The organism is Paraburkholderia sp. RCC_158, from assembly GCF_041355255.1.
Lineage (GTDB): Bacteria > Pseudomonadota > Gammaproteobacteria > Burkholderiales > Burkholderiaceae > Paraburkholderia > Paraburkholderia graminis.
This window is the reverse complement of sequence record NZ_JBFUPM010000036.1, coordinates 1-23210: the sequence shown is the minus strand read 5'-3', so window position 1 is coordinate 23210 and position 23210 is coordinate 1. Positions and strand designations below refer to the sequence as shown.

The 23210-nt window shown below is 61.6% G+C and carries 20 protein-coding genes and 5 pseudogenes; 11 read left to right on the top strand and 14 right to left on the bottom strand.

What is annotated here, in order from left to right:
- Positions 1 to 67: 67 nt before the first annotated feature.
- On the bottom strand, positions 68 to 1282 hold the full coding sequence (locus tag AB6809_RS34355) for an MFS transporter (protein WP_371028317.1): 1215 nt from the start codon (positions 1280 to 1282) through the stop codon (positions 68 to 70).
- A gap of 132 nt (positions 1283 to 1414) precedes the next feature.
- Between AB6809_RS34355 and AB6809_RS34350 the strand changes: the two genes are divergently transcribed.
- Entirely contained in the window at positions 1415 to 2335 is a 921-nt protein-coding gene (locus tag AB6809_RS34350; RefSeq protein ID WP_371028316.1) for a LysR family transcriptional regulator, read from the top strand.
- A gap of 26 nt (positions 2336 to 2361) precedes the next feature.
- Here the strand turns inward: AB6809_RS34350 and AB6809_RS34345 are convergent, their stop codons facing one another.
- The 7 genes and pseudogenes from AB6809_RS34345 to AB6809_RS34315 form a co-directional block, all read right to left on the bottom strand.
- Positions 2362 to 3504: an amidohydrolase family protein gene (locus tag AB6809_RS34345; protein ID WP_371028314.1), complete on the bottom strand. Its 1143-nt coding sequence runs from the start codon at positions 3502 to 3504 to the stop codon at positions 2362 to 2364.
- A 36-nt stretch (positions 3505 to 3540) separates the two neighbouring features.
- Positions 3541 to 5223 carry a cation acetate symporter gene (locus AB6809_RS34340; protein ID WP_371028313.1) on the bottom strand — a complete coding sequence of 561 codons (1683 nt, stop codon included), beginning with the start codon at positions 5221 to 5223 and terminating at the stop codon, positions 3541 to 3543.
- Entirely contained in the window at positions 5220 to 5582 is a 363-nt protein-coding gene (locus AB6809_RS34335) for a DUF485 domain-containing protein (protein WP_371028312.1), read from the bottom strand. The genes AB6809_RS34340 and AB6809_RS34335 overlap by 4 nt, the downstream gene beginning before the upstream one ends.
- Positions 5583 to 5653: 71 nt before the next feature.
- Complete coding sequence (locus AB6809_RS34330) at positions 5654 to 6877, bottom strand: FAD binding domain-containing protein (protein WP_371028311.1); 1224 nt, start codon at positions 6875 to 6877, stop codon at positions 5654 to 5656.
- 52 nt (positions 6878 to 6929) lie between these two features.
- Positions 6930 to 7364 (bottom strand): annotated as a pseudogene (locus AB6809_RS34325) (VOC family protein); the annotation flags it as partial.
- Positions 7365 to 7497: 133 nt separating this feature from the next.
- Entirely contained in the window at positions 7498 to 8217 is a 720-nt protein-coding gene (locus AB6809_RS34320) for a TetR/AcrR family transcriptional regulator (protein WP_371028310.1), read from the bottom strand.
- A gap of 71 nt (positions 8218 to 8288) precedes the next feature.
- Positions 8289 to 8435: a hypothetical protein gene (locus AB6809_RS34315; protein WP_310029522.1), complete on the bottom strand. Its 147-nt coding sequence runs from the start codon at positions 8433 to 8435 to the stop codon at positions 8289 to 8291.
- A gap of 30 nt (positions 8436 to 8465) precedes the next feature.
- On the opposite strand from AB6809_RS34315, the pseudogene AB6809_RS34310 reads away from it, so the two are divergent.
- Positions 8466 to 8678: pseudogene (locus AB6809_RS34310) on the top strand (glyoxalase); the annotation flags it as partial.
- Between the two features lie 220 nt (positions 8679 to 8898).
- On the opposite strand, the gene AB6809_RS34305 reads toward AB6809_RS34310, so the two are convergent.
- A complete protein-coding gene (locus AB6809_RS34305; protein WP_371028322.1) occupies positions 8899 to 9321 on the bottom strand; it encodes a hypothetical protein in 423 nt (140 codons plus the stop codon).
- Here AB6809_RS34305 and AB6809_RS34300 point away from each other — a divergent pair.
- Both AB6809_RS34300 and AB6809_RS34295 read left to right on the top strand, forming a co-directional pair.
- Positions 9313 to 10032 (top strand): annotated as a pseudogene (locus tag AB6809_RS34300) (transposase); the annotation flags it as partial. The gene AB6809_RS34305 and the pseudogene AB6809_RS34300 overlap by 9 nt on opposite strands.
- A gap of 497 nt (positions 10033 to 10529) precedes the next feature.
- Positions 10530 to 11273: an SDR family NAD(P)-dependent oxidoreductase gene (locus AB6809_RS34295; RefSeq protein WP_307252013.1), complete on the top strand. Its 744-nt coding sequence runs from the start codon at positions 10530 to 10532 to the stop codon at positions 11271 to 11273.
- Between the two features lie 124 nt (positions 11274 to 11397).
- Here the strand turns inward: AB6809_RS34295 and AB6809_RS34290 are convergent, their stop codons facing one another.
- Entirely contained in the window at positions 11398 to 12348 is a 951-nt protein-coding gene (locus AB6809_RS34290; protein ID WP_307252015.1) for a LysR family transcriptional regulator, read from the bottom strand.
- Between the two features lie 130 nt (positions 12349 to 12478).
- Here AB6809_RS34290 and AB6809_RS34285 point away from each other — a divergent pair, with 130 nt between their 5' ends.
- Genes AB6809_RS34285 through AB6809_RS34275 form a run of 3 tightly spaced genes read left to right on the top strand, consistent with a single transcriptional unit; the run spans position 12479 to position 16713 of the window.
- Complete coding sequence (locus tag AB6809_RS34285) at positions 12479 to 13909, top strand: sulfatase-like hydrolase/transferase (RefSeq protein ID WP_307252018.1); 1431 nt, start codon at positions 12479 to 12481, stop codon at positions 13907 to 13909.
- 58 nt (positions 13910 to 13967) lie between these two features.
- The gene (locus tag AB6809_RS34280; RefSeq protein ID WP_371028309.1) at positions 13968 to 15275 is read left to right on the top strand and encodes an MFS transporter; all 1308 of its coding nucleotides are present in this window, start codon (positions 13968 to 13970) and stop codon (positions 15273 to 15275) included.
- A 7-nt stretch (positions 15276 to 15282) separates the two neighbouring features.
- Positions 15283 to 16713 carry an FAD-binding oxidoreductase gene (locus AB6809_RS34275; protein WP_371028308.1) on the top strand — a complete coding sequence of 477 codons (1431 nt, stop codon included), beginning with the start codon at positions 15283 to 15285 and terminating at the stop codon, positions 16711 to 16713.
- A gap of 330 nt (positions 16714 to 17043) precedes the next feature.
- On the opposite strand, the gene AB6809_RS34270 is transcribed toward AB6809_RS34275, so the two are convergent.
- The 4 genes and pseudogenes from AB6809_RS34270 to AB6809_RS34255 form a co-directional block, all read right to left on the bottom strand.
- The gene (locus AB6809_RS34270; RefSeq protein ID WP_371028307.1) at positions 17044 to 17721 is read right to left on the bottom strand and encodes a transcriptional regulator; all 678 of its coding nucleotides are present in this window, start codon (positions 17719 to 17721) and stop codon (positions 17044 to 17046) included.
- 573 nt (positions 17722 to 18294) lie between these two features.
- Positions 18295 to 18747 carry a GLUG motif-containing protein gene (locus AB6809_RS34265; RefSeq protein WP_371028321.1) on the bottom strand — a complete coding sequence of 151 codons (453 nt, stop codon included), beginning with the start codon at positions 18745 to 18747 and terminating at the stop codon, positions 18295 to 18297.
- A gap of 228 nt (positions 18748 to 18975) precedes the next feature.
- A pseudogene (locus tag AB6809_RS34260) lies at positions 18976 to 19173 on the bottom strand (nitrate/nitrite transporter); the annotation flags it as partial.
- A 163-nt stretch (positions 19174 to 19336) separates the two neighbouring features.
- Positions 19337 to 19603, bottom strand: a pseudogene (locus AB6809_RS34255) (transposase); the annotation flags it as partial.
- Here AB6809_RS34255 and AB6809_RS34250 point away from each other — a divergent pair.
- From AB6809_RS34250 to AB6809_RS34235, 4 genes are all read left to right on the top strand, one after another.
- Positions 19573 to 20019, top strand: coding sequence for a hypothetical protein (locus AB6809_RS34250; protein WP_371028306.1), 447 nt, complete (start codon positions 19573 to 19575; stop codon positions 20017 to 20019). The pseudogene AB6809_RS34255 and the gene AB6809_RS34250 sit on opposite strands and share 31 nt — an antisense overlap.
- Before the next feature lie 748 nt (positions 20020 to 20767).
- Positions 20768 to 21793: an IS21 family transposase gene (istA, locus tag AB6809_RS34245; protein WP_371028305.1), complete on the top strand. Its 1026-nt coding sequence runs from the start codon at positions 20768 to 20770 to the stop codon at positions 21791 to 21793.
- Positions 21790 to 22608 carry an IS21-like element helper ATPase IstB gene (gene istB / locus AB6809_RS34240; RefSeq protein ID WP_371028304.1) on the top strand — a complete coding sequence of 273 codons (819 nt, stop codon included), beginning with the start codon at positions 21790 to 21792 and terminating at the stop codon, positions 22606 to 22608. Before istA ends, istB begins: the two co-directional genes overlap by 4 nt.
- 284 nt (positions 22609 to 22892) lie before the next feature.
- Positions 22893 to 23114, top strand: coding sequence for a hypothetical protein (locus tag AB6809_RS34235; protein WP_029972094.1), 222 nt, complete (start codon positions 22893 to 22895; stop codon positions 23112 to 23114).
- Positions 23115 to 23210 lie beyond the last annotated feature (96 nt).

Here is a 23210-nt window from a genome sequence, read left to right as displayed (position 1 = left end):
CCTGAAGCCACGCTGAATTGTTGTTAACGGAGGCGGTGATCTGCCCCCTTCAAAGCGCAATGCGACATCAGGAATGGCGCGCAGCGTGCAGGCGGCCGATCATCAGGTAATGAGCGAGTGCGATCAGCGGAAAGGCCGTGGCGACCGCTGCCACGAGCGGCCAGCCGCCGTGTTCGTAGAGCGGACTCGCGAGCGCTGAACCCAATGCGCCGCCGACGAAGATGCTGGTCATATACAGCGCGTTCAGCCTGTTGCGGCTCGTCGCATCGAGCGCGTAGATCTCGCGTTGGCCCAACACCATGTTCATCTGCACCGCGAAGTCGAGCACGATGCCGGTCGCGACGAGGCCTGCCACGCCCCAGGCCGGATGGATCAACGCAGGCGCGTAAGCCAGCGCGCCGACCACCAGCGCGATCAGCGTCGCGCGCACCGTGTGGCCGGCGTCGGCGAGACGGCCCGCCACCGGCGCCGAGGTCGCGCCGATCGCACCGACCAGCGCGAAGATGCCGATCTGCGTCTGGGTGAGACCGAAATGGCGCGTCAGCTCGACGGGAATCGCGGTCCAGAAGAGGCTAAACGACGCGAACATCAATGCCTGGTATAACGAACGATGACGCAGTACCGGCATCGTGCGCACGAGGTGGCCCAGCGAGCCGATCAGTTCGAAGTACGTGGCCTGGTGATCCGGCTGGCGGCGCGGAATGGTCAGCGCGAGCACGGTCGTCACTATTGCCATCAACACGGCGGCGGAGCCGAACACCGCGCGCCAGCCGAAGTGTCCGGCGATCACGCTCGAGATCGGACGCGACAGCAGAATGCCGAGCAACAGGCCGCTCATGATCGTGCCGACGACTTTCCCGCGCGATTCGTCAGGGGCGAGATGCGCAGCGAGCGGAATCAGAATCTGCACCGCAACCGAACTGAAGCCGACCAGCAGCGAGATGACGAGAAACGCGCCAGGTTGATGCGTGAATGCCGCGGCGGCGAGACTCGCGATCGACACGAGCGCCGTGGCGATCATCAGCTTGCGGTTCTCCAGCAGATCGCCGAGGGGCACGAGAAAGAACAGGCCGAACGCATAGCCGATTTGCGTGAGCGACACGATCAGGCTCGCTGTGCCGCCCGACATGTGGATGTCCGGCGCGATCAGTTCGGTGATCGGCTGCGCGTAGTACAGATTGGCGACGATGGCGCCGCAGCAGAACGCAAACAGCGCGATCAAACCTTGTGTCAGCTTGATGGGACTGCTCGCGCGCGCCGTGGCGGAGGCTTGGGTTGACATGACGACTCCCTGAAGTAAAGAGAAGCGGAAACACAATGCATGCAGCTTATGTGTTGCGTTTCTGTTGCGGAATGGGTCTAAAATGCAAGCCAGCGTTGCGCTATTCGCAACGAAACTGCCCACCGCGTGCACATGGACAAATTCCTCGCCGTCAAGACCTTGCTCGAAGTGGCCGACGCGGGCGGCTTTTCGAAGGCCGCGCAACGCCTCGGGGTTGCGACTTCTTCGGTCACGCGCCTGATGGATTCGCTCGAGTCGTCGCTCGGCACGGCGCTTTTGACCCGCACACCGCGCAAGGTCAGCCTCACCGACGCGGGCACGGCCTACGTCGAACAGGTGTCGAAGGTGCTCGACGATCTGGCCGAGGCGGACGAGAGCGTCTTTGACAGCGGCGCGTCGCCGGTCGGCGCGCTTCGCATTTCGGTGCCGTCCACCTACAGCCGGTTATGCCTCGCGCCGCATCTCGCGGCTTTTCTCTCCGAGCATCCGCGCGTGTTTCTCGACGTGGTGGTGGGCGACCAGTTCGTCGATCTCGCGGTTGACCGGATCGACGTCGCGATCCGCATCGGCTTTGCCGAGCGCGACGCCAATCTGATCGTGAAGAAACTCGCGGACAATCCGCGCCATGTCGTTGTCAGTCACGAGTACCTGCAACGCAGCGGCACGCCGGAATCCCCCGCGGATCTCGCCGCGCATGAGTGCGTGCGGTTCGCCTATGGCGGCGGCTACCGCACGCGCCAGGTCTGGACCTTCCAGCGTGATGGCGCCGAGCAGCGCGTCGACGTGCGCGGCCATCTGCTCTCCAACAATCTCGACATCCTGTTCGAAGCCGTGATGGCGGGACGGGGAATCGCGCTGCTGCCGCAATGGCTGGTGGCTGCGGAGATTCGCAGCGGGCGTCTGACGCGCCTCTTCGAGCGATTCGACGCGCGGCCGCATTCGGGCGACGCGGTCGTGTACGCCGCCTATCTGCCGAATCGCCGCCAGTCCAGCAAGGTGCGCGCGCTGGTGCAGTTTCTGGAACGGCGGCTGGATGCTTCGTTCGAAGGCTGATCGCGCACGGCCTTGGTCCGTTTGCATCAGATTTTCAGCAACCCTGCCGCGTTGCCGCCGATAACCAGACTCTTCTGCTCGGGCGGCAGGCCGAGACCATCGACGAACGCGACAGGCTGCGCGTAGCCCATGTCGAAACAGTAGTCGCTGCCGAGCACGAGCCGATCCACGCCGATGTTCTGGATCAGGAAGTCGAGAACCGGACCCGAATGCGAGACCGTGTCGTAATTGAAGCGGCGCAAGTAGCTGCTCGGTTTTTGCGCGAGGCGCCGCGTTTCGGGGCGCACGGTCCAGCCTGCGTCGATGCGGCCCATCAGAATCGGCAGCGCGCCGCCCGCGTGAGGCAACGTAACGTTGAGCCGCGGATGCCGGTCCATCACTCCGCCGAGGATCAGATGCGAACCGGCAATCGCGGTGTCGAAGGGATTGCCGAGCAGGTTGCTCAAATAGAAGTCGCCGAGCCGCGCACCGCCGACTGTCTGCTGCGGATGCAGGAATATCGGCAAGTCGAGTTGTTCGATGCGCGCAAACACGGGCTCGAATAGCGGATCGTCCAGATCGCGATTGTTGATGTTGGTCCCCATGTACACGCCGCGCACGCCGGGTAATTCGGACGCGCGTTCGAGTTCGTCGATGGCGTCGTGCGGGTTCAGCATCGGCAGGGTCGCGAGCACCACGAAGCGCTCCGGATGCCTGACGTGTATTGCGGAGGCCGCCGCGTTCCATGTTCTCGTGAGCTTTGCGTTGAAGGCGCGATCGGCCCAATACCCCATGGGCACGCTCAACGAGAGTGCTTGCACGTCGACGCCCGACGCGTTCATGTCGGCGAGCCGTTCATCGACGTTGATGAACTTGAGCGGCAATGGCCCGAGGCCGCCGGCCGGCGTCTGGAACGTGAAACTCGTGGCATCGCAAGTGAATTTGCCGCCGAACTTCGCGCCCTCGCTGCCCAGCAAGTCGCAAAAGCTCTCGGGGTAGTAATGCGCGTGAATGTCGATCGACTTGCCCATGCCCTTTGGCGCGACCGTGGCGCGGTTTGTGGCGGCGGTTGTTGCAGTCGGGGCAGCGGTGGCACTGGCGGGCACGCCTGAAGCGAGGCCGGCTGCGAGCGCGCCCATCGTGGCGAGCATGCGGCGGCGCCGCGGCGAAATACAGCAGTTGCAATCCATGAGTCTGTCTCCGTTATAGATTTTGAGTGCCCGCAATCAGCGGCGCTTCGCCATGCCGAGTTCGCAGTCGACCAACTGATTGGGGTAAAGCGCGCGTTCGCGCGAGGCGCGCGGCGAATTGTCGGTGACCGAGAAAAACACCACGCCGGCGAACGCGACGATCATCGAAAAGAGCGCAGGGTATTCATACGGATAGATCGCCTGCGCATGGCCGAGTACCTGGACCCACACAGTGGGGCTCAGCACGGTGAGCGTCACCGCACAGACGAGGCCGAGCGAGCCGCCGATCACCGCGCCGCGGGTCGTCAGACCGCGCCAGTAGATCGACAGCAGCAGCACGGGGAAATTGGAGCTGGCCGCTATCGAGAACGTCAAGCTCACGATGAACGCAATGTTCTGTTTCTCGAATGCGATACCGAGCAGGATCGACAGTACGCCGAGCACGAGCGTGGTGATGCGCGATACTTTCAGTTCTTCGCGATCGCTGGCCGCGCCCCTGCGTATGACGTTCGCATACAGATCGTGTGAAACCGCCGATGAGCCGGCGAGCGTCAAGCCCGCGACGACGGCGAGAATGGTCGAGAACGCGACTGCGCAAATGAAGCCGAGAAACAGATTGCCGCCCACCGCGTGCGCGAGATGGATCGCCACCATGTTGACGCCGCCGATTACCGCGCCCGACGCGCTGTGGTATTGCGGATCGGTCGCCACCAGTGCAATCGTGCCGAAGCCGATGACGATGATCAGCGCGTAGCCGATTCCCACGATCCCCGTTGCGTAGAGGATGCTCTTGCGGGCCGCTTTGGCGTCGCTGACCGTGAAGAAGCGCATGAGGATGTGCGGCAATCCGGCCGTGCCGAAAATCAGCGCGAGTCCGAGCGACACCGCCGAGATCGGATCGGATACGAGACCGCCCGGGCTCATGATCGCAGCATGTTCCGGATGCGCGAGGATCGCCTGCGAGAACAGCGCGTTTATGCTGAAGCCGAAGCGGTTCAGCACCATGAATGCCATGAACGCGGCTCCCGCCAGCAGCAGCACCGCCTTGATGATCTGAATCCACGTGGTCGCGAGCATGCCGCCGAAGAACACGTACACCACCATCAATACGCCGACCATCACGACGGCTGCCGTGTAGTTGAAGCCGAACAGGAGTTCGACGAGCTTGCCGGCGCCGACCATCTGCGAGACGAGATAGAGCAGCACGATGACGATGGAGCTCGATGCGGCGAACGCGCGAATCGGCCGCTGCTGCAGACGGTACGACACCACATCCGCGAGCGTGTAGCGGCCGAGGTTGCGCAGCGGCTCCGCGATCAGAAAGAGAATGACCGGCCAGCTCGCCAGAAAACCGACTGAATAGATGAGCCCGTCATAGCCGCTCATGAAAACAAGTGCTGAAATGCCGAGCAGCGACGCCGCCGACATATAGTCGCCGGCGATCGCCCAGCCGTTCTGGAAGGCTGTGATCTTGCCGCCCGCCGCATAGTGATCGGAGACACTGTTGTTTCTTCTCGCGGCCCAGCGCGTAATGAACAGCGTCGACGCGACAAACAGCAGAAACATGCCGATGGCGATCGGATTATGCGAGCGGACAGGCACTGTTGTGCCGGCTGCTGCTGCGGGCAGAGCCGCGAATGCGCTGATGGCAGCGACCGTGACGAGGGCACAAAGCGGCTTCGCGACTCGTCGATCGCACAGCATGGAAATGCGCTTCATTGCCGTGCTCCCTGGCGGATTTCGTTTGCCGCGCGGTCATGGAAGGTGTTGGCGCGCGCGACGTAGACCGCGACCAGTCCGAATGTGAAAACGAACATGCCGAAGCCGGCCGGAATTCCCCACGTCATCGGATAGCCGTGCGCAATCGGATGGCCAAGCAGCGCCGGTGCGAAAGCGAGCGCGAGAATGAAGGCGAAGTACACAGCCAGCATCAGGATAGTGAGCGTCCACGAGAACCTGCGGCGCTTATGCACGAGCGCACGAAAGCGCGGATCGCTCAGCAGCGGATGGAGGGTGAGCGGCGGATCCGCGGCGAGTTGCCGCGCGTCGATCGAGTAAGTTGGCGCGCCTTGTTCCACTTTTATCTCCTTCAGAAGGGTTTTTCGATGCGGTGGCCAGCTATTGCGGTCACCGCTGCGGCAACGGATTGTCAGAAGCGCGCTGGCACGGCCGTCTCTCGCATCACCGCCTCGGGTGTGCGATAACGCTCCGCCATTTCACGGTCCTGATCGTTCTTCAATTGCGCCTGCATGTAGGCGCCGAGATGCCGCGCATGCTGAACGATCGCCGAGCCTGCTTCGGTGCGCTCCCGGCTGTAGTCGGCAAGTGCGTCGCGCACACTGTCGTGCGTGTTCAGCGCCTTGACGAGTGCCATCGCGTCGCTCGCCGCCTTGGTCACGCCCATGCCGCAATGCGGGCGCGCGACGAACGCGGCGTCGCCGAGCAACGCTATGCGGCCGAACGCCATGTGCGGCACCTCGAGATCGAAGATCGGCTGGAATAGCGGTTGGGCTGCTTTTGTCACGACCTCGCCGAATTGCGGGGCGAGTAGCGCGAGCGCCGCTTCTTCCATGTCCGCGAGCACTTCACGCCGAATCAACGTCGGCGGAATACCGCCTGCCCAGTGCTTGCCCGTTGCATCGGTCAACAGGTTCGGCAACTCTTTGTCCTCGCTGGTTGCGCGATACCAGACGAAGTTGTAGCGGCGTTCGCCTCGCGCGGTGCTGTTGTTCCGGCCCGCAACCGGATAACCGAGAATCTGCTCGCGAGGCGGCAGGCAGAAGGCGAACTTGTCGAATAGCGCGTCCCTTGTTTCAGGCGATAGCGACGCTTCGTCGACGAGACCGCGCCACGCCACGTAACCGGCGTACTGCAGCCTGGCGTCGGGCAGTAGACGCTCGCGGATCGACGACTTGAAACCGTCGGCGGCAATCACGAGGTCGGCGTGCATCACAGAACCGTCGGCGAGCACGACCGTCGCCTGAAGCGGGCCGTCCTCCACCGAGGCGACGAGGCCGCCAGCGTGGTAGTGCACGTCCGGCAGCGCGGTGCGCAGCACGTGATGCATCTTGGCCCACGCGGTCAGCGTCTGCGGCAGACGGCGCTCGGACAGCACGGCGCCGCTTTGCGCGAACGTCACGCGCGACTCGACTTTGACGCCGATCGAATCGTCGCAGGCGATTCCCGCGGCAGTCATCGCATCAAATAGTTCGGGATGCGTAACAATGCCGGCTCCGCGTCCCGCGAGTTCGTCTGGAACACGCTCAAATACGTCGACGTGCCAGCCGTGGCGAACCAGCAGATTGGCCGCGAAGAGCCCGCCCAGCGAGCCGCCAACGATGATCGCCCGCAAGCGGGAAGAAGTGTGAGTCATGACCGTTCTCCAGGGGGGGCGAGTCTTGCGCGAGGGCCGCTCGGGCTTCGCCGAGGCGGCTGATTTCTTCAACGGGATAGTTGAGCTCGATGGTCACGCCGGACGGGTCCTCGATGAACACCTGATGCAGACCGAGAGACGGCACTGTGCGATCGCGCCAGACGATGCCTTCTGCCTTCAGCATGCTCCACATTGCCTCGACGCCCGTGGCGAGAAAGGCAATGTGATCGACCGTGCCGGTTCCGCTTGCAGGCAGCGCCTTGTCGCCGAGATAGGCGTTGAGCCCCGCCGGGTTATCCGCGTCGACGCCAATCAGATGGACGGTGCCGAACTCGGCTTCATCGCCGCCCTTGTAAAGCCAGGCGCCCGGAAAGCCGAAAGGCGGCCGATAGCCTTGCCGAAAACCGAGCACTCGTTCGTAAAAGCGGCACGATCGCGCCAGATCCGCGGTGCGGATCGAGTAGTGAGCAAGCTTTGCAATGGGCATGTGCGACTCCGCAAACTTAATTTATCGACCGATTAGTGATCGGTTGATAAATTGTAGGCGAAGCGATGTCGCGGAGAAAAGCCCCGTAGCGCAGGTGTTTACCCTTGGAGAAGGGGAGAGTTACCGCTCGATGTCACAGCCTGGAGCCAGGTTTGGCGCGTGCCGTTTGCGGCGACGCGTGCTCCAGCGCCGCCGGCACGCCATGAAGGAATGCGTCGACCTGGCGGGCAATGTGATCGTCGACGTCGTGAGTGACGGGCAGGCCGTAGATCCACTTGCGCACGCCGAGATAGAAGATGCTCGCGTGCAGACTCCAGATCAGTTCGAGATCCATTTCGCGCTGCTTCGCGCCCGCAGGCGCGGGAAGGTTGTACGCGGAACGGATCTCCGCCATAACCGGCAAGAACACACGCTCACGCAAGCGCGCGAGATATTTGGAGTTGATGCCTTCGCGCGTCAAGCCGGCGAAGATGAAGATGCGAATCCACTCCCGCCGCAAGATCACGGTCGAATACGACGAGTAGAACCTGACCATGCGCTCCTGAATCGGAACCGTGCGGTCTCTGATGAGCGCTTCCCAACTCATATCCCATTGATAGACCTCTTCGTACACGCGGTCGATCAACGCTTCCTTGCTGGGAAAGTAGCGGTACAAAAGCGGTTGGGTCACGCCTAATTGGCGCGCGAGTTCGCGCGTGCTGCCCGAAAAGCCGTGGGTCGCGAAGTGCTCAACGGCTTTCAACACGATCTGGCGTTCCCGCACCTCGGGAGCGAGACGGCGCGTGACAAGCTTTTCGTTGTCTTGCGGCTCGCTTTTCGATGCTGTCCCGGCCGTTGGTGCTTTTCTCGGCATGGCTTCTGGCAAGGCAAAATAGGATGGCACGCATCATACACGGCATCGCAGGCGTGACGCTCACATCGCCATCACCAGTTGTATTTCGCACTGGCCAGCACGGTCCGCTCGTTGCCGAACACGCACACTGCATACGACTGGCAACCGCTCACGTAACGGCGGTCGAATACGTTCGCCACATCCAGTGCGAGCCGCCAGTCGCGAGTGTCGTAGTGCAATGCCGCGTCGTAGAGCGTATAGCTTGGAATATGACCGTGCTGGTCACGGACGGCCGTCTGCCTTACCCATATGGGCACGAAATGACCGGGTACGATGTGAAGGACCTTGACGGCACGCTGAAGAAAGCAAAGGCTGCGGGAGCTTCGGTGCTTGTGCAGCCGGTGACGTCGGATCAGCGGACGTCTGCCATTGTCCAGTTCCCGGGCGGCTACATTGCTGAGATTCATGCGGCGGCAAAGTAAGGGCCGCGTTCGCGAACAAGATGGTTTGGCGCGAGAAGCGCTCCTTGCGCTCCTTTCTCTCTGTCCAAGTGGTCCAAGAGCCGGTAGCGCACGACGCAATGAGCGAGCGACCGCGTATGCGCGGAACGTGTATGGCGATCGCAGCATTCGAGCGCGACATAACCCGTGTTTCTATCGGCGCGGGAGAGCGTCGGTCACGGGTTTCTTCACGAGGCCGTCGTTACAGCCGTGGCAAATCCAGATTCTCTGACGCGCGAGATTCTCGACGGGGATCGATGTCGTCTCTTATGGAGAGCGTTTGCACGTGACGGATAAAGCTGGCTGCATCAGCGGACGTGATCGGAATAACCGGATAACTCGGATCGCCCTGCATGCAATGAGCTACCACTCTTCTGATCGTGAGGTCGCGGTTCAAGAATGTTCCCGCGCAGAAGTACGGGCCGCCTGCCGTGGCATCGACGCCCTTCACGATTGACGAATACGCAACGGCAAATTGCACCGCCATGTAAGCGCCGGACGAAATACCGCAGACCGTCGTCTCATCCAGCTTGACGTCATACGTCTTGAGCGACTGGGCTTGCGCGGCGTTCGGCCCGCACGCGAGCACCGGCGCCAGAATGCAGCTTGCGGCGACAGCCACCATCCTCACGTGCACGGCATCGTTCCCGGTGGAGGCCTCGCGTGTGATGGCGAGCGGTGGGTCGCATGCCGGCCCGGCTTCTTCCTGCCAGTACGCGTGCTCTCGCGGCTGTTCCGGCGGCGTTTCCTGGAAGAGCTCACCCACGCATATCGCCAGGACAAGCTGCGGTTCTTCGGTGATTACGCCGCACTTGCCGATCCCGCTGCGTTCGCGCGGTGGCTCGCGCCGCTGCGCGCATGCGAATGGGTGGTGTATGCGAAGCGGCCGTTCGCAGGACCAGATGCTGTGCTTGCGTATCTGTCGTGCTATACACATCGCGTAGCCATCTCCAACCAGCGACTCATCGCGCTCGACGAGCGCGGCGTGACCTTCCGCTGGAAGGACTATCGGGCCAGCGGCTGCACACGCCACAAGACGATGACGCTTGCGCCCCACGAGTTCATGCGGCGCTTCCTCCTGCACGTGCTGCCCGAGGGCTTGCACCGCATCCGTCATTACGGTCTGCTCGCCAACCCGGTGCGGCGGCACAACCTCGCGACAATACGTGCGCTGTTGCAAGCTCCGGCAACCACTATCGCCAGTAACGACGCATCAGACAGCACAACGGCACCGCCATTCGTCTGCCGGCACTGCGGCGCACCGATGGTCATCCTCGATATCCTGCTGCGCAGCCACCCGATTCGCGCGCCACCTGGCTCCAGAGGTAAGGCGTGAACCAGAATGACCAGGCATCTTCAGTCCAACTGTCGGCTCTTCGGCAACGAGCGCCAACAGGAGACGCCCTCGTATGCATCTCGCCCGGCAGAGGCTGCCGCCTGTGGAGAATCGCGACAGATGCGCTGTGCGACAGCATCGCTATCACACGCGCATCAGGCCAGCCCCGGCTTGCGCCCATCAACGTGTGATCAACCGCGCCGCGCGACCACTCCAATCCCCATAGCCGCGTCGGTACACTCCGCGGTTTCCTCCCTCGAGCGTTGTCCAACGCCTGCCCACATACGCCGTCGCAGACTCACGCGTCCGCAGACATGGGCAGACGTCGAACAACGCTTAACGCGTGCCGCCGGTCACCGCGGTCGAGGCGCGAATCACGGGATATGTCATGTGCATCGGACAGCACCCGGCCAATTTGAGACGTTCGACATAGGCGCCTACATCGTCGACAATCGGCGAACGAACACCAGATCGCGCCCTCATCGACGTTGACAACCATGAAAACTGCATCCCCTGTCGCGCTTATCACCGGCTCGACTTCCGGCATTGGTGCCGCCATCGCTCGGCGGCTCGCAAGCGATGGCTTCTCAGTCGTCTTGCATTCGCGTAGTTCGGTGGAGATAGGGCAAGCGTTGGCTCGTGAACTCGGCTCGGCAATTTACGTACAGGCCGACTTAACCGACGATGCGGAAAGGGTACGGCTTATCCGCGAGGCTGTCGCCGCGTGGGGGCGACTCGACGTTCTAGTTAACAATGCGGGAATCAGCCGTGTTATCCCACATGCGGATTTGGCTGCGGCCACGCCAACTGTGTGGTCGGACCTGCATGAAGTCAATGTGGTTGCTCCGTTTCGCTTGATAGCCGAAGCGGAAACTGCATTACGCGATGCCGCTCAACGGGGCCGCCCCGGTAGCGTGATCAATATCAGCTCGCATGCGGGTGTCCGGCCAAAGGGTGCGTCAATCCCTTATGCGGCCACGAAGGCTGCACTGAACCACATGACTCGCCTGCTGGCGCTATCACTTGCGCCCGATATCCGGGTGAATGCTGTTGCCCCCGGGCTAGTGGATACACCATTGACCGCAGACTGGACGCAGGCGCAGGAGCTTTGGAAAACAAGAGCCCCAATGCGGCGGTCAGCTAGTCCCCAAGACATTGCACAGGCGGTCGCGATGCTGGTCGCTTCAGACTATCTAACTGGAGAAATTCTGCTATCGGATGGTGGGTTGAATCTCACGTAACAAATCGATGTCCTGGGTTCGAGTTTCCGAACTCGGCCAAGAACGGCCTCTCGAACCCGACTTTAGTGCGGCCGCTTTCGACTCGTAAGCCGTCTTTCCCACCCCGCCATAGGACCGGCTCAGCTCAATCAGCTAACGACCGGCATAGTCGCTCCTGAACCGCGCCGACGCATTCCAGCGCCGCCGGCAGCACGGAATTCACGGACGAAGTGCTATAGAACAATTGCACGGTCTCGAGAAAGCTGGAGCCAGGCAGCGCGAGGATGGCGAGACCGGCACGGCCCGCTCGCTTGCGCGCGACGGCCAGCGGCATCAACGCGAGAAACGGATAGTTCGCCAGCATCGCCTCGTTGGTCGGCAACGAAATAGACTGCACACAGCCATCGGGAAACGCGAGCCCCGACACGGCCAGCCAACTTTGCAAAGCGAGGTAGGTCGGAGCCTCCTTCGGCGGCAGGATCCAGGGCGAACCGGCAAGGTCTTCCGGTACGACGTTTCTGCGGCTCGCCAGCGGATGATCTCGCCCGCACACCACCACTATCGGATCGTCCATGATCGCGCGTGACGCGAATTCGCTCTTGCCGAATCCGACTGGCTCTGTCCGGCTCAACACGAAATCGAGTGAGCCGTTCGCGAGCAGGGGAAAGAGCCGGTCGCTCGTCGCTTCGTGCAACGCAACGTTGACGTGCGGCGCGCGTCGCTTCAATTCAAGTATCAACTCAGGGGCAAACACCGGTAACACGGTGGCGACCGCACCCACCGAAATTTTGCCGGAAAGGCCACTAGTGAGCGTGTCTACTTCGTAGCGTGCCTGCTCCAGTTGATGGAACACCTCTCGCGCGTGCCTCGTGAGCGTCTCGCCGACGGCCGTCAACTGAAGCCGGTTGCCGACCCGCGTCATAACGGACACCCCGAGGCCCGCCTCGAGTTCGGCAAGCTGTTTCGATATGGCGGGCTGCGTCACATTCAGCTTCTCGGCAACCAACCGGATCTGCCCAAGACTGTCGAACAAGGTCAGCAGCCTGAGGTGGCTCAGTTTCAGTCCGGCCTGAAAAAACCGCTCGATCGGGTCCACGACGCTCCCCATGACGAATAACTGATGGTTATGCGCTTTCGACAAAATGTCAATTGCTCGTCATGCGGTTGCGTACCATGATTGGTGTCAGGAGACAGCCGCACCCACAGCGCGCCGTGAAACGCTCACCATGACTGCCACGAACGTACTGTTCATTCTGTCGGACGAACATCAGCACGACCTGCTGGGATGCGCCGGCCACCCGTTCATTCACACGCCCAATCTGGATGCGCTTGCTGCCCGCGGCACGCGCTTTCGCAACGCTTATACGCCGTCGCCGATCTGCGTCCCGGCGCGCGCAAGCCTCGCGACGGGACGTTCTGTGCATGACATCGGTTGCTGGGACAACGCTATTGCGTACGACGGCAGCACGCCGGGCTGGGCGCAATACCTTACGGCGCGCGGCATGGTGACCGACTCGATCGGTAAATTGCATTACAGGAACGAGGAGTCGCCCGTCGGGTTCCGTCATCAGCATCATCCCGTGCACATCCTCGACGGGATCGGCCAGGTCTGGGGCTCGGTGCGCAATCCGCTGCCGCAAACCATCGGACGCTCACCGCTCTACGACAAGATCGGCGCAGGCCTGTCGAACTACAACCGCTTCGACATGCGTGTGGCCGATACGGCCGTCGAATGGCTCGGCGAGCGCGGTGACGAGACGAAGCCGTGGGTGTTGTTCGCCGGCCTCGTCGCGCCGCATTTCCCGCTGGTGGTGCCCCAGCAATATCTCGATCTCTACGATCCCGGCTCCATCGAGTTGCCGCTGCTGCATCCATCGAGCGGTTATGTGCGGCACCCGTGGGTCGAGCGGCAGGCGATCCACATGGATCATGACGCTGCGATCGGTAGCGACGAACGGCGCCGCCTTGCGATTGCCTGCTATTTCGCGCTGGTCACGTTCCTCGACGCCCAGGTCGGCAAGATTCTCGCGGCGCTCAAGGCAAATGGTCTCGATGAAACGACCACCATCATCTATAGCAGCGATCACGGCGACAACCTCGGCAAGCGCGGCATGTGGAACAAGTGTCTGATGTACCGCGAGTCGACGGGCGTGCCGATGATCATCGCGGGGCCGGGCATCCCCAAAGGCCGCGTGTGTGAAACGCCGGTATCGCTGATCGACATTCAGAACACGATTCTGGAGCGAACCGGTTGCGCTGCGCCCACCAACGCAAGCCCCGGCGAGTCGCTGGCGAAGCTGGCCAATGCGCCGGACCAAACCGCGCGGCTCGCGTTCAGCGAGTACCATGCGGTCGGCTCGGAAGCAGCGGCCTACATGCTCGCGGATGCCGACTACAAGTACCACCATTACGTCGGCTTGCCGCCTGAACTGTTCGATTTGCGCCGCGATCCGCAGGAGTTACATGATCTCGCGGGCTCGCCGGAATATGCCGGCGTCGTGTCGCTGTTCGAGCGGCGTCTGCGCGAACTGCTCGATCCCGAAGGCGTGGACCGGCTCGCGAAAGCCGATCAGGAACGTTTGATCGAGGCATTCGGCGGACGCGAGGCGGCTCTGCGAACCGGCACGCCGGCGGCGACGCCCGTGCCGGTCGAATAAGCGTCCGGCTCGACGGCCGGTGCAACACCGAGACAAATAATTCGATGGAGACAACGCGATGGCCTCAGCACAACTGGCAGCGACGGCGCATGAGCCCGCGCGCCAAACCCGATGGAAAACGGTCATTCTGGCGAGTCTCGGCGGCTCGCTGGAGATCTACGACTTCATCATCTATGGCGTGTTTGCCCGTGAAATCGCTCGGCAGTTCTTTCCGGCCGCAGACCCGATCGCCTCGTTGATCAGCACCTTCGGTGTGTTCGCGATCGGCTACGTGTCGCGTCCGCTCGGCGGCATCGTGCTCAGCAGTCTCGGCGACCGCTTCGGGCGGCGGCTGGTGTTTCTCGTCTCCGTGCTGGCTATGTCGGCGTCAACCATCGGCATCGGCCTGATTCCGGGGTACGCGTCCATCGGCGTAATCGCGCCGGTACTGTTGATTCTGCTGCGCCTCGCGCAAGGGTTTTTCCTCGCGGGCGAACTGCCGTGTTCGATCACCTATGTGGTCGAGGAAATCCCGCAACGCGCGAGCCTCGTTAGCGGCCTCGTCATCTTCAGTCTGAACTCGGGTGTGCTGACGGCCACGCTGATCAGCCTTGCGTTGCATGCGGGGTTGAGCGCCGAAGCCGTGCTCTCGTTCGGCTGGCGAATCGCGTTTATCTTCGGCGGCGTGATCGGGCTCGTATCGTACTGGTTGCGCACCTCGCTCGAGGAATCGACGGAGTTTCAACGCTTGCGCAGCCATAAGGTCAAGCGGCCGTTTCGCATGGTGCTGACGGAGTATCCGAAGCAGGTGGCGGTGGGCGTTGGGGTGGCCGGTATCGTGAATGCGTCGAACAGTCTGCTGTTCGTGGTGCTGCCGTCGTACATGACAACGGTGCTGCATATCTCGCCGGGTCTCGCGAGCGCCGGGCAGAACATCGGGATCGCGACCATGTCGGCGTCGCTGCTGTTTTTCGCGTGGATCGGCGATCGCGTGGCATCGCGCCATTGGCATCGCGTCGGCTCGCTTCTCATGCTGTTCGGCAGCTATCCGTTTTACCGGCTGATTGCCGCGCATGAAATCGATCCAATCTTTGCGTTCATCGTGATAGGTCTTGTCGGCGGCCTGGTCAACGGTTCGTACGCGTATTTGCTGGCCGATCTGTTTCCGACCAACGTGCGCTTCAGCGGCATCGCATTGTCGCTCAACCTTGCTACCGTAATCTTCACAGGCATCACGCCGCTCGTCGTGACCCAGCTATTGCACAAGACAGGTTCAGCGGCGGCTCCGGGATTGTTTCTGACCGGCGTTGCTGTGATCGCGATAATGGCCGGATTGGGCCTAAGGCGCTTCGGCGGACAGATCGGCCGCGTCGCGGAAAAAGGCTGATCGAACCATGACTCAGCACAACCACGATTTGACGGACTTGCAACGGACAGTCATCGAGCAACTGGGCGAACAGTGCGCGTCGCTCGATGCCGGCGTGCTGGATGCACACGCCGGCGACTGGAGCGACGCCGAAAAGCGGCGCCCGCAACTGGTGCTAATGCCTCGCGCGCCAGCCGAAGTGGCGAAGGCGCTCGGCGTACTTTCGAAGCTCCGGCAGAAGGTCGTCGTGCAAGGCGGCCTGACCGGTCTCGCGGGTGGCGCCACACCACAAGCCGGCGAAGTGGCGATCTCGCTCGCCAGAATGAACGCCATCGAAGAGTTCGACCGCGTTGGCGGCACGATTACAGTTCAGGCGGGGCTTGCGCTCGAGCAACTGCAGACGCACGTCGAAGCGGAAGGCTGGTTCTTTCCCCTTGACCTGGGCGCGCGCGGTTCGTGTCAGGTCGGCGGCAATGCGGCGACCAACGCGGGCGGCAATCGCGTCGTGCGCTTCGGCGTGATGCGCGATCTGATCCTTGGCATGGAAGTCGCGCTCGCGGACGGCACCATGCTCACGATGATGAACAAGGTCACCAAGAACACGACCGGCATCGATCTGAAGCAGCTGTTCATCGGCTCCGAAGGCATTCTCGGCGTGATCACCCGGCTCGTATTGAAACTCGAACCGAAGCCCACGGTGTCGAATACGGCGCTGTGCGCGCTCGGTTCGTTCGAAGCCGCGACTCGCCTGCTGCAGGAGCTGCGGCGCCGATTGCCGGCACTGTCGTCGTTCGAATTGATGTGGGACGACTTCATGATCGCGGCGATGGAGACCGGCGCACTCAAGGCGCCGTTCGCCACGCGTTCACCTGTGTATGTGATTGTCGAGACGTTGGGCGCCTCCGAGGAAAGCGAGCGCCGCGCGCTCGAAGAGGCGCTTGAATACGCGCTGGAAAACGAAATCGTGGACGACGTGATCGTCGCACATTCCCTTGACCACGGGCGGCAGCTCTGGGCGTATCGCGAAACCGTGGGCGAATTGCTGGGCCGCCTGAAACCCCACGCGGCGTTCGACGTGGGCTTGCCGATGATCGTGATGGACCACTTCGTCGCCACGATGAAGACGAGGTTGACGTCGCGTTTCCCGGGCCAGACGCATCTATTCTTCGGCCATCTCGGCGACGGCAACCTGCATCTGCTGTCGGGTCCGTATGCCGACACCGCGGCGCTTCACGAGGTCGAGCAACTCGTCTATGAAGAGGTGCGGACCGCCGGCGGATGCATTTCCGCCGAGCACGGCATTGGGGTAGTCAAGCAGGAGTTTCTGCATCTGAGCCGTTCTGCCGCAGAGACCGATCTGATGCTCAAGCTGAAAGCGCTGCTCGATCCGTGCGGAATACTCAATGGCGCACGGGTAGTCAGTGAATCCGCCGTTGAGTCAAGCGCCAGGAATAGCTAGCGTCTGTTGTACTCCAGCAACCGGCCGTTCGGCCGCCATGCGTCGAAAGGCAGCTCCGGGTCGGAAGTGCGCGCTAACGACTGTCCGGTCCCGGGCCGCGAGATTCCACCGGCCGCTTTCCGGCGATGAAATTGAAGAGCGGGCTGACGCAGCCCGACCCATTGCCGACGCTCGACTAGGGATGGTGAACGACGGCTTCGCAGCCGATTGAGGCCATACCGTCTGCGAGTTATCCGTCGCGACCATGCGTAAGCGCTCATAGCGCATGACGCTTGCCTCGGCCTGGTTCCGCGCCAGCTAAGCGTCGATCGCATAGCGCCCCACCCGCACCTACCGCGGATGTTGAAGTCGCATGGCTTGCTTGACGCCCAACTGTCGTCGCAAAGATGCCGTTAAGTTCGAACGTACGCAACGAAGACGGCTGGCCGCCGAGCCCGCGGCAGAGACTGGTCGCGCGGCCCTAGCGCGTGCAAGTCCATTACGTATCGAATTCCGCGGTTTCAGAACCGGGCTTTCCATGATTTCACGCAACAGGTCAATCGCCATCTCCCAGTGAGCAGGAGACTCCTGTGCTCCTGCAGATAGTTCAATTTTGCTCGCCGTGGTGCCGTCTAGCGCCCCGTTTTCAGCCGTTGCAAAACGGTAGCCCCGACGCGGAACTGTGATAATGAGGTTGCGGTCAGAGCCCAGCTTCTTACGGATAACACAGAGATGAACGTCGAGATTACCATCTTCAACGACCACTCCTTTCCATACCGCCGTCACTAACTCATCCCGCGTAATAAGCCGGCCGCCGGCAGCGACGATCAGGGTAAGGATGTCGAATGCCCGGGCGCCTAGATTCATGTCTTCGCTTTCAAGCATCAGACGGCGTTTCTTAATATCTATGTGGTATCGGCCAACTTTCATGGTTTTGCGAAGCCCTGTCTGAAATATTTTCCACAGGTGAGGGCGACGGGCGTTTGCAAAATAGCGCGCCTGCGCAATCTGAGGTTGCGTGCGGCGCAACAGAAATCCGAAGGACAGCCATGCCAGCCGCCAACTGGTCGTGGGGTTCTCGATGTCGGGCCTCGGGTATCGACATTTCACGTTCGAAGCCGTGAGCGATTCGTGGGGTTACCGGTCACTCGCGGGGCTAGGTCGGGTCCCTCGCGGGAAATGCGCTTTTTCGCGCTATCCGTCGCACTCTCGATGCTCGGTTCAGGAACCGAGCTTGCAGGATTCCATAGCTCGTCAGTTGATAACAGTCGTGGTGCGTATATACCAGTGTTTGTCGCTGAACCTGCCTACCGCCCACGGGCGGGCCGTACGACCGCCAGATTTCGCTGACGTTGGAAGCTACGATACTCTTTACGGTGGGAAGGAGTGTTACCAGCAATTCATCAACGTCTTTATCGGGCAGGAAAACGGTCGCTCACCGCTCGAAACCCGACCGACTCCTGATGGCCGTCTGCTGCACGCAGCGCTGAGCAAACTTCTGCGTCGGTCGCCGCGCCGTCTGACGGTGACATTGCCGGGGCTAGGAAGGCCGGAGATGGGCCCCGACCTTCACGCGTGCTCGCTCGTGCTCTGGGCGCGCGTTCATTGCGCCAGTTGCCAGCGCAACACGGGATGCGTCGCGCCGGTGGGCATTGCCCACACGCCGTTCGCGCCGAAGTCCCATGTCGGCCCGAAGCTGGCCGTCGAACCCATCTGCGGCGAGGTCAGCCCTTGCGAGACAGGCACCGCGTTACCCTGCGCCGCGCCGCCTGTCGCGCCCGTCGTCTGCGTGTCCCAGTAGACGTCGCGGCCGATCAAGCCCTCGTTGTTGTTCGCGATGCCGGCAGGCAGCTGGCCGCCAGTCGGCGCGAGGTCCTGAATGATCGTGCCTGTCGCAAATGATTGCGTGATCTTGCCGGTGCCCAGGTTCCAGCCCACCAGCGCCCCCGGACCTTCCAGACAGGCGTTCCCGCCGAAGTGCCCACAGTAGTTCGGGTTGTAGGTCACAGGGCCGGTCGCATACGACTGTGTGATGGTGCCAGAGTTGACGTTCACCAGCCCCCCACGTATGAGACGTGAATCAAACCTTCGACGGCGCCCGTCGCAAACGACTACCTGATCACCCCCGTCTCGCCATTTCGATTGACCAGGCCTCCACCCGAATGGCCGACCCTCGCGCTGCTCGACGACCGCGTAATGCCGTGTTGATCTGGCCTCAATATACTTAGCGGGCGCGCATACGCCGACGACAAAACACGACAATTCCCGAAATATCTCTACCCCGAAGCCGAGCGTCGGCAAGTTCACCACAACGACGCTCCACACCTGCCAGATGGCGAACGCGAGGAACAGCGCGGGGACCGAGATCCACAGATTGAGCCTCGCGATCGCTTCGCCTTCACGTTCCCAGAACGCCTTGTCTTCCGGGGACCAAACCGCGAGCGTGCGGCCTGGCCTCGATACTATCGGTCGGGAGTTCATTGCAATCCTCCTGTTGAACGGCCAGCCCTCCCGCGGCTATCCTGGCGCGGCCGTGTTGCGTCTTCTCGCAGTTCCATCGCGAAGCACGCGACCCAGATCGCCACGGACATGCAGAACATCAGCATGGCGGCGTCTTGGAGTTACTGTCAAATCTGGTGTTTCGGATGTTGAATGCCAGACCGAGGAACGTCGCGCGGGAAACGCAATTGCGTGTGCGGGTGGTTCGTGCCGCACGGTCGCGAACGTCGACTCGATGGGGTTTGTGGTTCGCAGATGCTGCCAGTGCTCGGGCAGGAAAGTCGTAGAAGGCCAGCAGTTCATCGCGATCGCCTGTCAGCTTCCCGGTCGCCTTGGGATATTTGGCCGAATAGAGCTCGACGAGACGATCGAAGGCCACGAATGCGTCTTCACGCGTGGCGGCTTGCCAGATCACCGGCTGGCCGCCTGACTCCGTTCAACCGTACTTTGGGCTTTTGCAAAACAGTGAACAACCCGATTAACCTTGACCTGCATGCACGCGCGGAACTGCTTGCCTATCTCGTCGCAGCGCATCTGCTTGCACGGCAGATGACAGGCGAATGGCTGTCGGCCGCGCATGTCGTCGAGTCAACGCGGCTCTGGCTGAAAACCAACGGGGGAGGCGCCGACGTCATGCAGCGGGTGATGCTGTCGGCCCAGGCAGTGGATATCGCCCGACGTCTCGAGAAGACATTGCAACCGGCCGTGACGCCCAAATCCGTCCCGGCGCTCTTTTGCGAAAACCTGCGGCTCGACTTCCGCTCAGCCATAGCGCGGGAAATCTACCAGCACTGCCTCACACACCTCGTCGATTCGGGCTATTTCTGAAGCAAGTTTCGACCGCCTACAGACACCTTCTTTTGCGTCCTTTGCTTCGACGCGCGACAGCTGCCGTGCCGCCGGCTACTTCGTAGGCAAGCTTCATGCGGCGACCCTGCGCAATCGCGTGGTCCGCGTCCTGTACAACTCGCTCCAGCACCGCAGCGTAATCGGGTCGGCGCGACTTAAGCCATTGCGCGATGACGGCGTCGCGAACCCATCCTCTGGCCCAACCCGCGGCAAGTGTCAGAAGTAGCAGGTTCCCGTCATGGCGAGACCGCAAGCATTCCGCATCCTGCTGTAGTGCGGTGAGTCTTTGCACAATGCGACCCAGTCGACGCACACAATCAGGATGTGAAACGTGGCCATGCGCAGCATCTACACGCATGCTCGCGGGCGTCGCTGCCAGCAGTGCGCGAGCGAAATCGCCGGTGAGGTTGTCCTGCTGGACCATAGTGGAGACGGCCTCAACCTGGCGCGCCGGGGACATTTTTTTTGAGCGCCTGCGCTGTCCGTGCTGGCAGCGTCTGTTCCGCCACCATCGCTGCGGCACGAGTGGTCCTGCTCGACGACTACGTCCAGAAGGCATGTCCATGTCCGGTGATGCCACACGTCAGTGATAGCGTTTCTGCCCGGTAAGTCGAGCTGATGTCATCGGCACCTGTAAATTGATACACCGTCGGCACTGAGGAATTGATACACCTCGACGAAGGGATAATGGCCGCTTTGAGCGGCGATGATCTCGTACGAGGGATACATGCAGATCAGGATATTGCACAAGCAGGGGAAGAGCCTGCGTGCCATTGCTTGTGAGGTTGGCTGCTCGGTCAACACGGTGAGGAAGTATCTGGCGACGCAGGACGCGCCAACATTTCGGCCCGCGGCGACTCCGCGCGAGTCGATACTGAAACCGTTCGAAGGCTATCTTCGGGAACGGATTGCGTCAGCGGCACCGGACTGGATTCCAGCGACAGTTCTGTGGCGCGAGATCCAGTCGCAGGGATTCGATGGCGGCGAGAGAATCGTGCGCAAGTTCGTTGCGACATTGCGGCCTGTACCGGTGCCCGATCCTTTGGTGCGATTCGAGACTGCCGCGGGCGATCAGATGCAGGTCGACTGGGTCGAGTTCCGCCGGCGCAAAGGAGCGAATCTGTTCGCATTCGTGGCCACTCTCGGCTATAGCCGCGCGACCTACGTCGAATTCGTTTCCGACATGCGACTCGATACTTTGCTCAGGTGTCACGTCAACTGTTTTAACTGGTTCGGCGGTGTGCCGCGCCGTGCGTTTTTCGACAACATGAAGACCGTGGTCATCGAGCGGGATGCATATGGTCCAAAGCAGCACCGCTTCCAGCCGGGGTTTCTCGACTTCGCCCGGCACTACGGGTTTAAGCCCGAGCTTTGTCGGCCCTATCGTGCGAAGACCAAAGGCAAGGTCGAACGGATGAACGGATATTTGCGCCGCAGTTTTTACGTTCCGCTGGCCGCTCAGTTCAAGGCGGCCGACATCGAACTGGACGTGACGACCGCCAACACTGAAGTCTGGCGTTGGCTACGCGAAGTTGCGCATGTTCGGATACATGGAACGACCCGGATGAAGCCAGGCGAGCAATTGATTGTTGAGCAGAAGGCCTTGCAGAGCGTACCGCCACCGTATCCGTCGCTGTTGCCAGCAACGACACCGGCGAGCGGACAAGAGTTGCGCGAGCGATTCCACGACTGGTTGTCTCCGCTGCAGCACTCGCTGTCCGTGTACGACCAACTGATTGGGGTTGCGGCATGAACATCGCACACGAACGCGTGGCGCAGCTATGCGCCCAACTGAAGCTCACGACCATCGCGGACGCGCTGCCACACCTGGCGCAAAAGGCGATCGCCGACGAGGTGAACCTCACAGAGTTTCTCGAATCGGTACTTAAGGCTGAGCACACAGCGCGGCTCGTCAGGCAGCGCGCGACGTTTGCGCGCCTGGCAGGCTTCCCGACAATCAAGACCCTTGACGGTTTCGACTTCGCCGCAGCCAGCGGTGTACCCAGATCTCAGGTCCAGGAGCTGGCCAGTCTGACGTTTCTGGAGCGAAACGAGAACGTCGTATTACTTGGTCCGAGTGGCACAGGCAAAACGCACATCGCAATGGCACTTGGTTATGCAGCAACGCAAGCAGGGATCAAGGTGCGCTTCATCACGGCAGCAGACCTGCTGATGATATTGACCACGGCACATCGACAGAATCAGCTGGGAGACGCGCTAAAACGGTTCGTCAATCCGTACCGGCTGTTGATCATTGATGAGATCGGGTACTTGCCGATGAGCCGTGAGCAGGCCAACCTGTTCTTCCAGGTGATCGCCAAACGATACGAGCGCGGCAGTCTGATCGTGACCAGCAACCCTCCGTTCGGGCAGTGGGACCAGACATTCGCCGATGATGCCACGCTCACAGCTGCCATGCTCGACCGGCTATTGCATCACGCTCACGTCGTGGCAATTCAGGGCGAGAGCTATCGACTACGCGACAAGCGACGCGCCGGACTGGTTATGAAGAGATCTACTACGACAAAGGAGAACGCCGCCAACGGATTGCGCTCGGCACGGCAATAACACTACAACCCGGTGTATCAAATCTGAAGTGCCGATGCCGGCAGAAACTGTATCAATTCCTGAGTGCCGTTGACACTGAGACGCTCCCGGCTCTCATGACGCGCCATATGCAGATCGCGGCCCGCGGCAACAACATACGTGGGCCACATCGACAATAAGCGACCGTCACAACGGGAGGTGAACGGAGAGCGTGGAAGTCTCGTACCGAGCGTCAGCGGCGCTGTCCCATTTGCCTTATGTCACGAATCGTCTAAAGTATTCGTGAGCCTAGCGGGATATAAATCATGGATAAACATCGTCGTATTGGCCGCGAGCATCCGCTTTTCCAGGAGATAGCTGCCCTAACGTCAACAGTGCGCATCATGCGTCGGGCGAGAGGCAGGAAAAATCCCGAAGACGTTGAGTTCGGCTCACCGGAGTGGGAAACGGTGAGCGCGGAATTTATGCGCGACGTATGTAAGGCGATGGGCGACGATCCGGATGAGCTCAAACGTCTGGACCTCTGATGCGCGCACAACGGTCCCCTTCCGGCCACAACCCGTCATTCGCCATCGCATTCGGCCGGCCGCTGGAACGTCCGGTGCGCCCCAGACAGCTGCCGT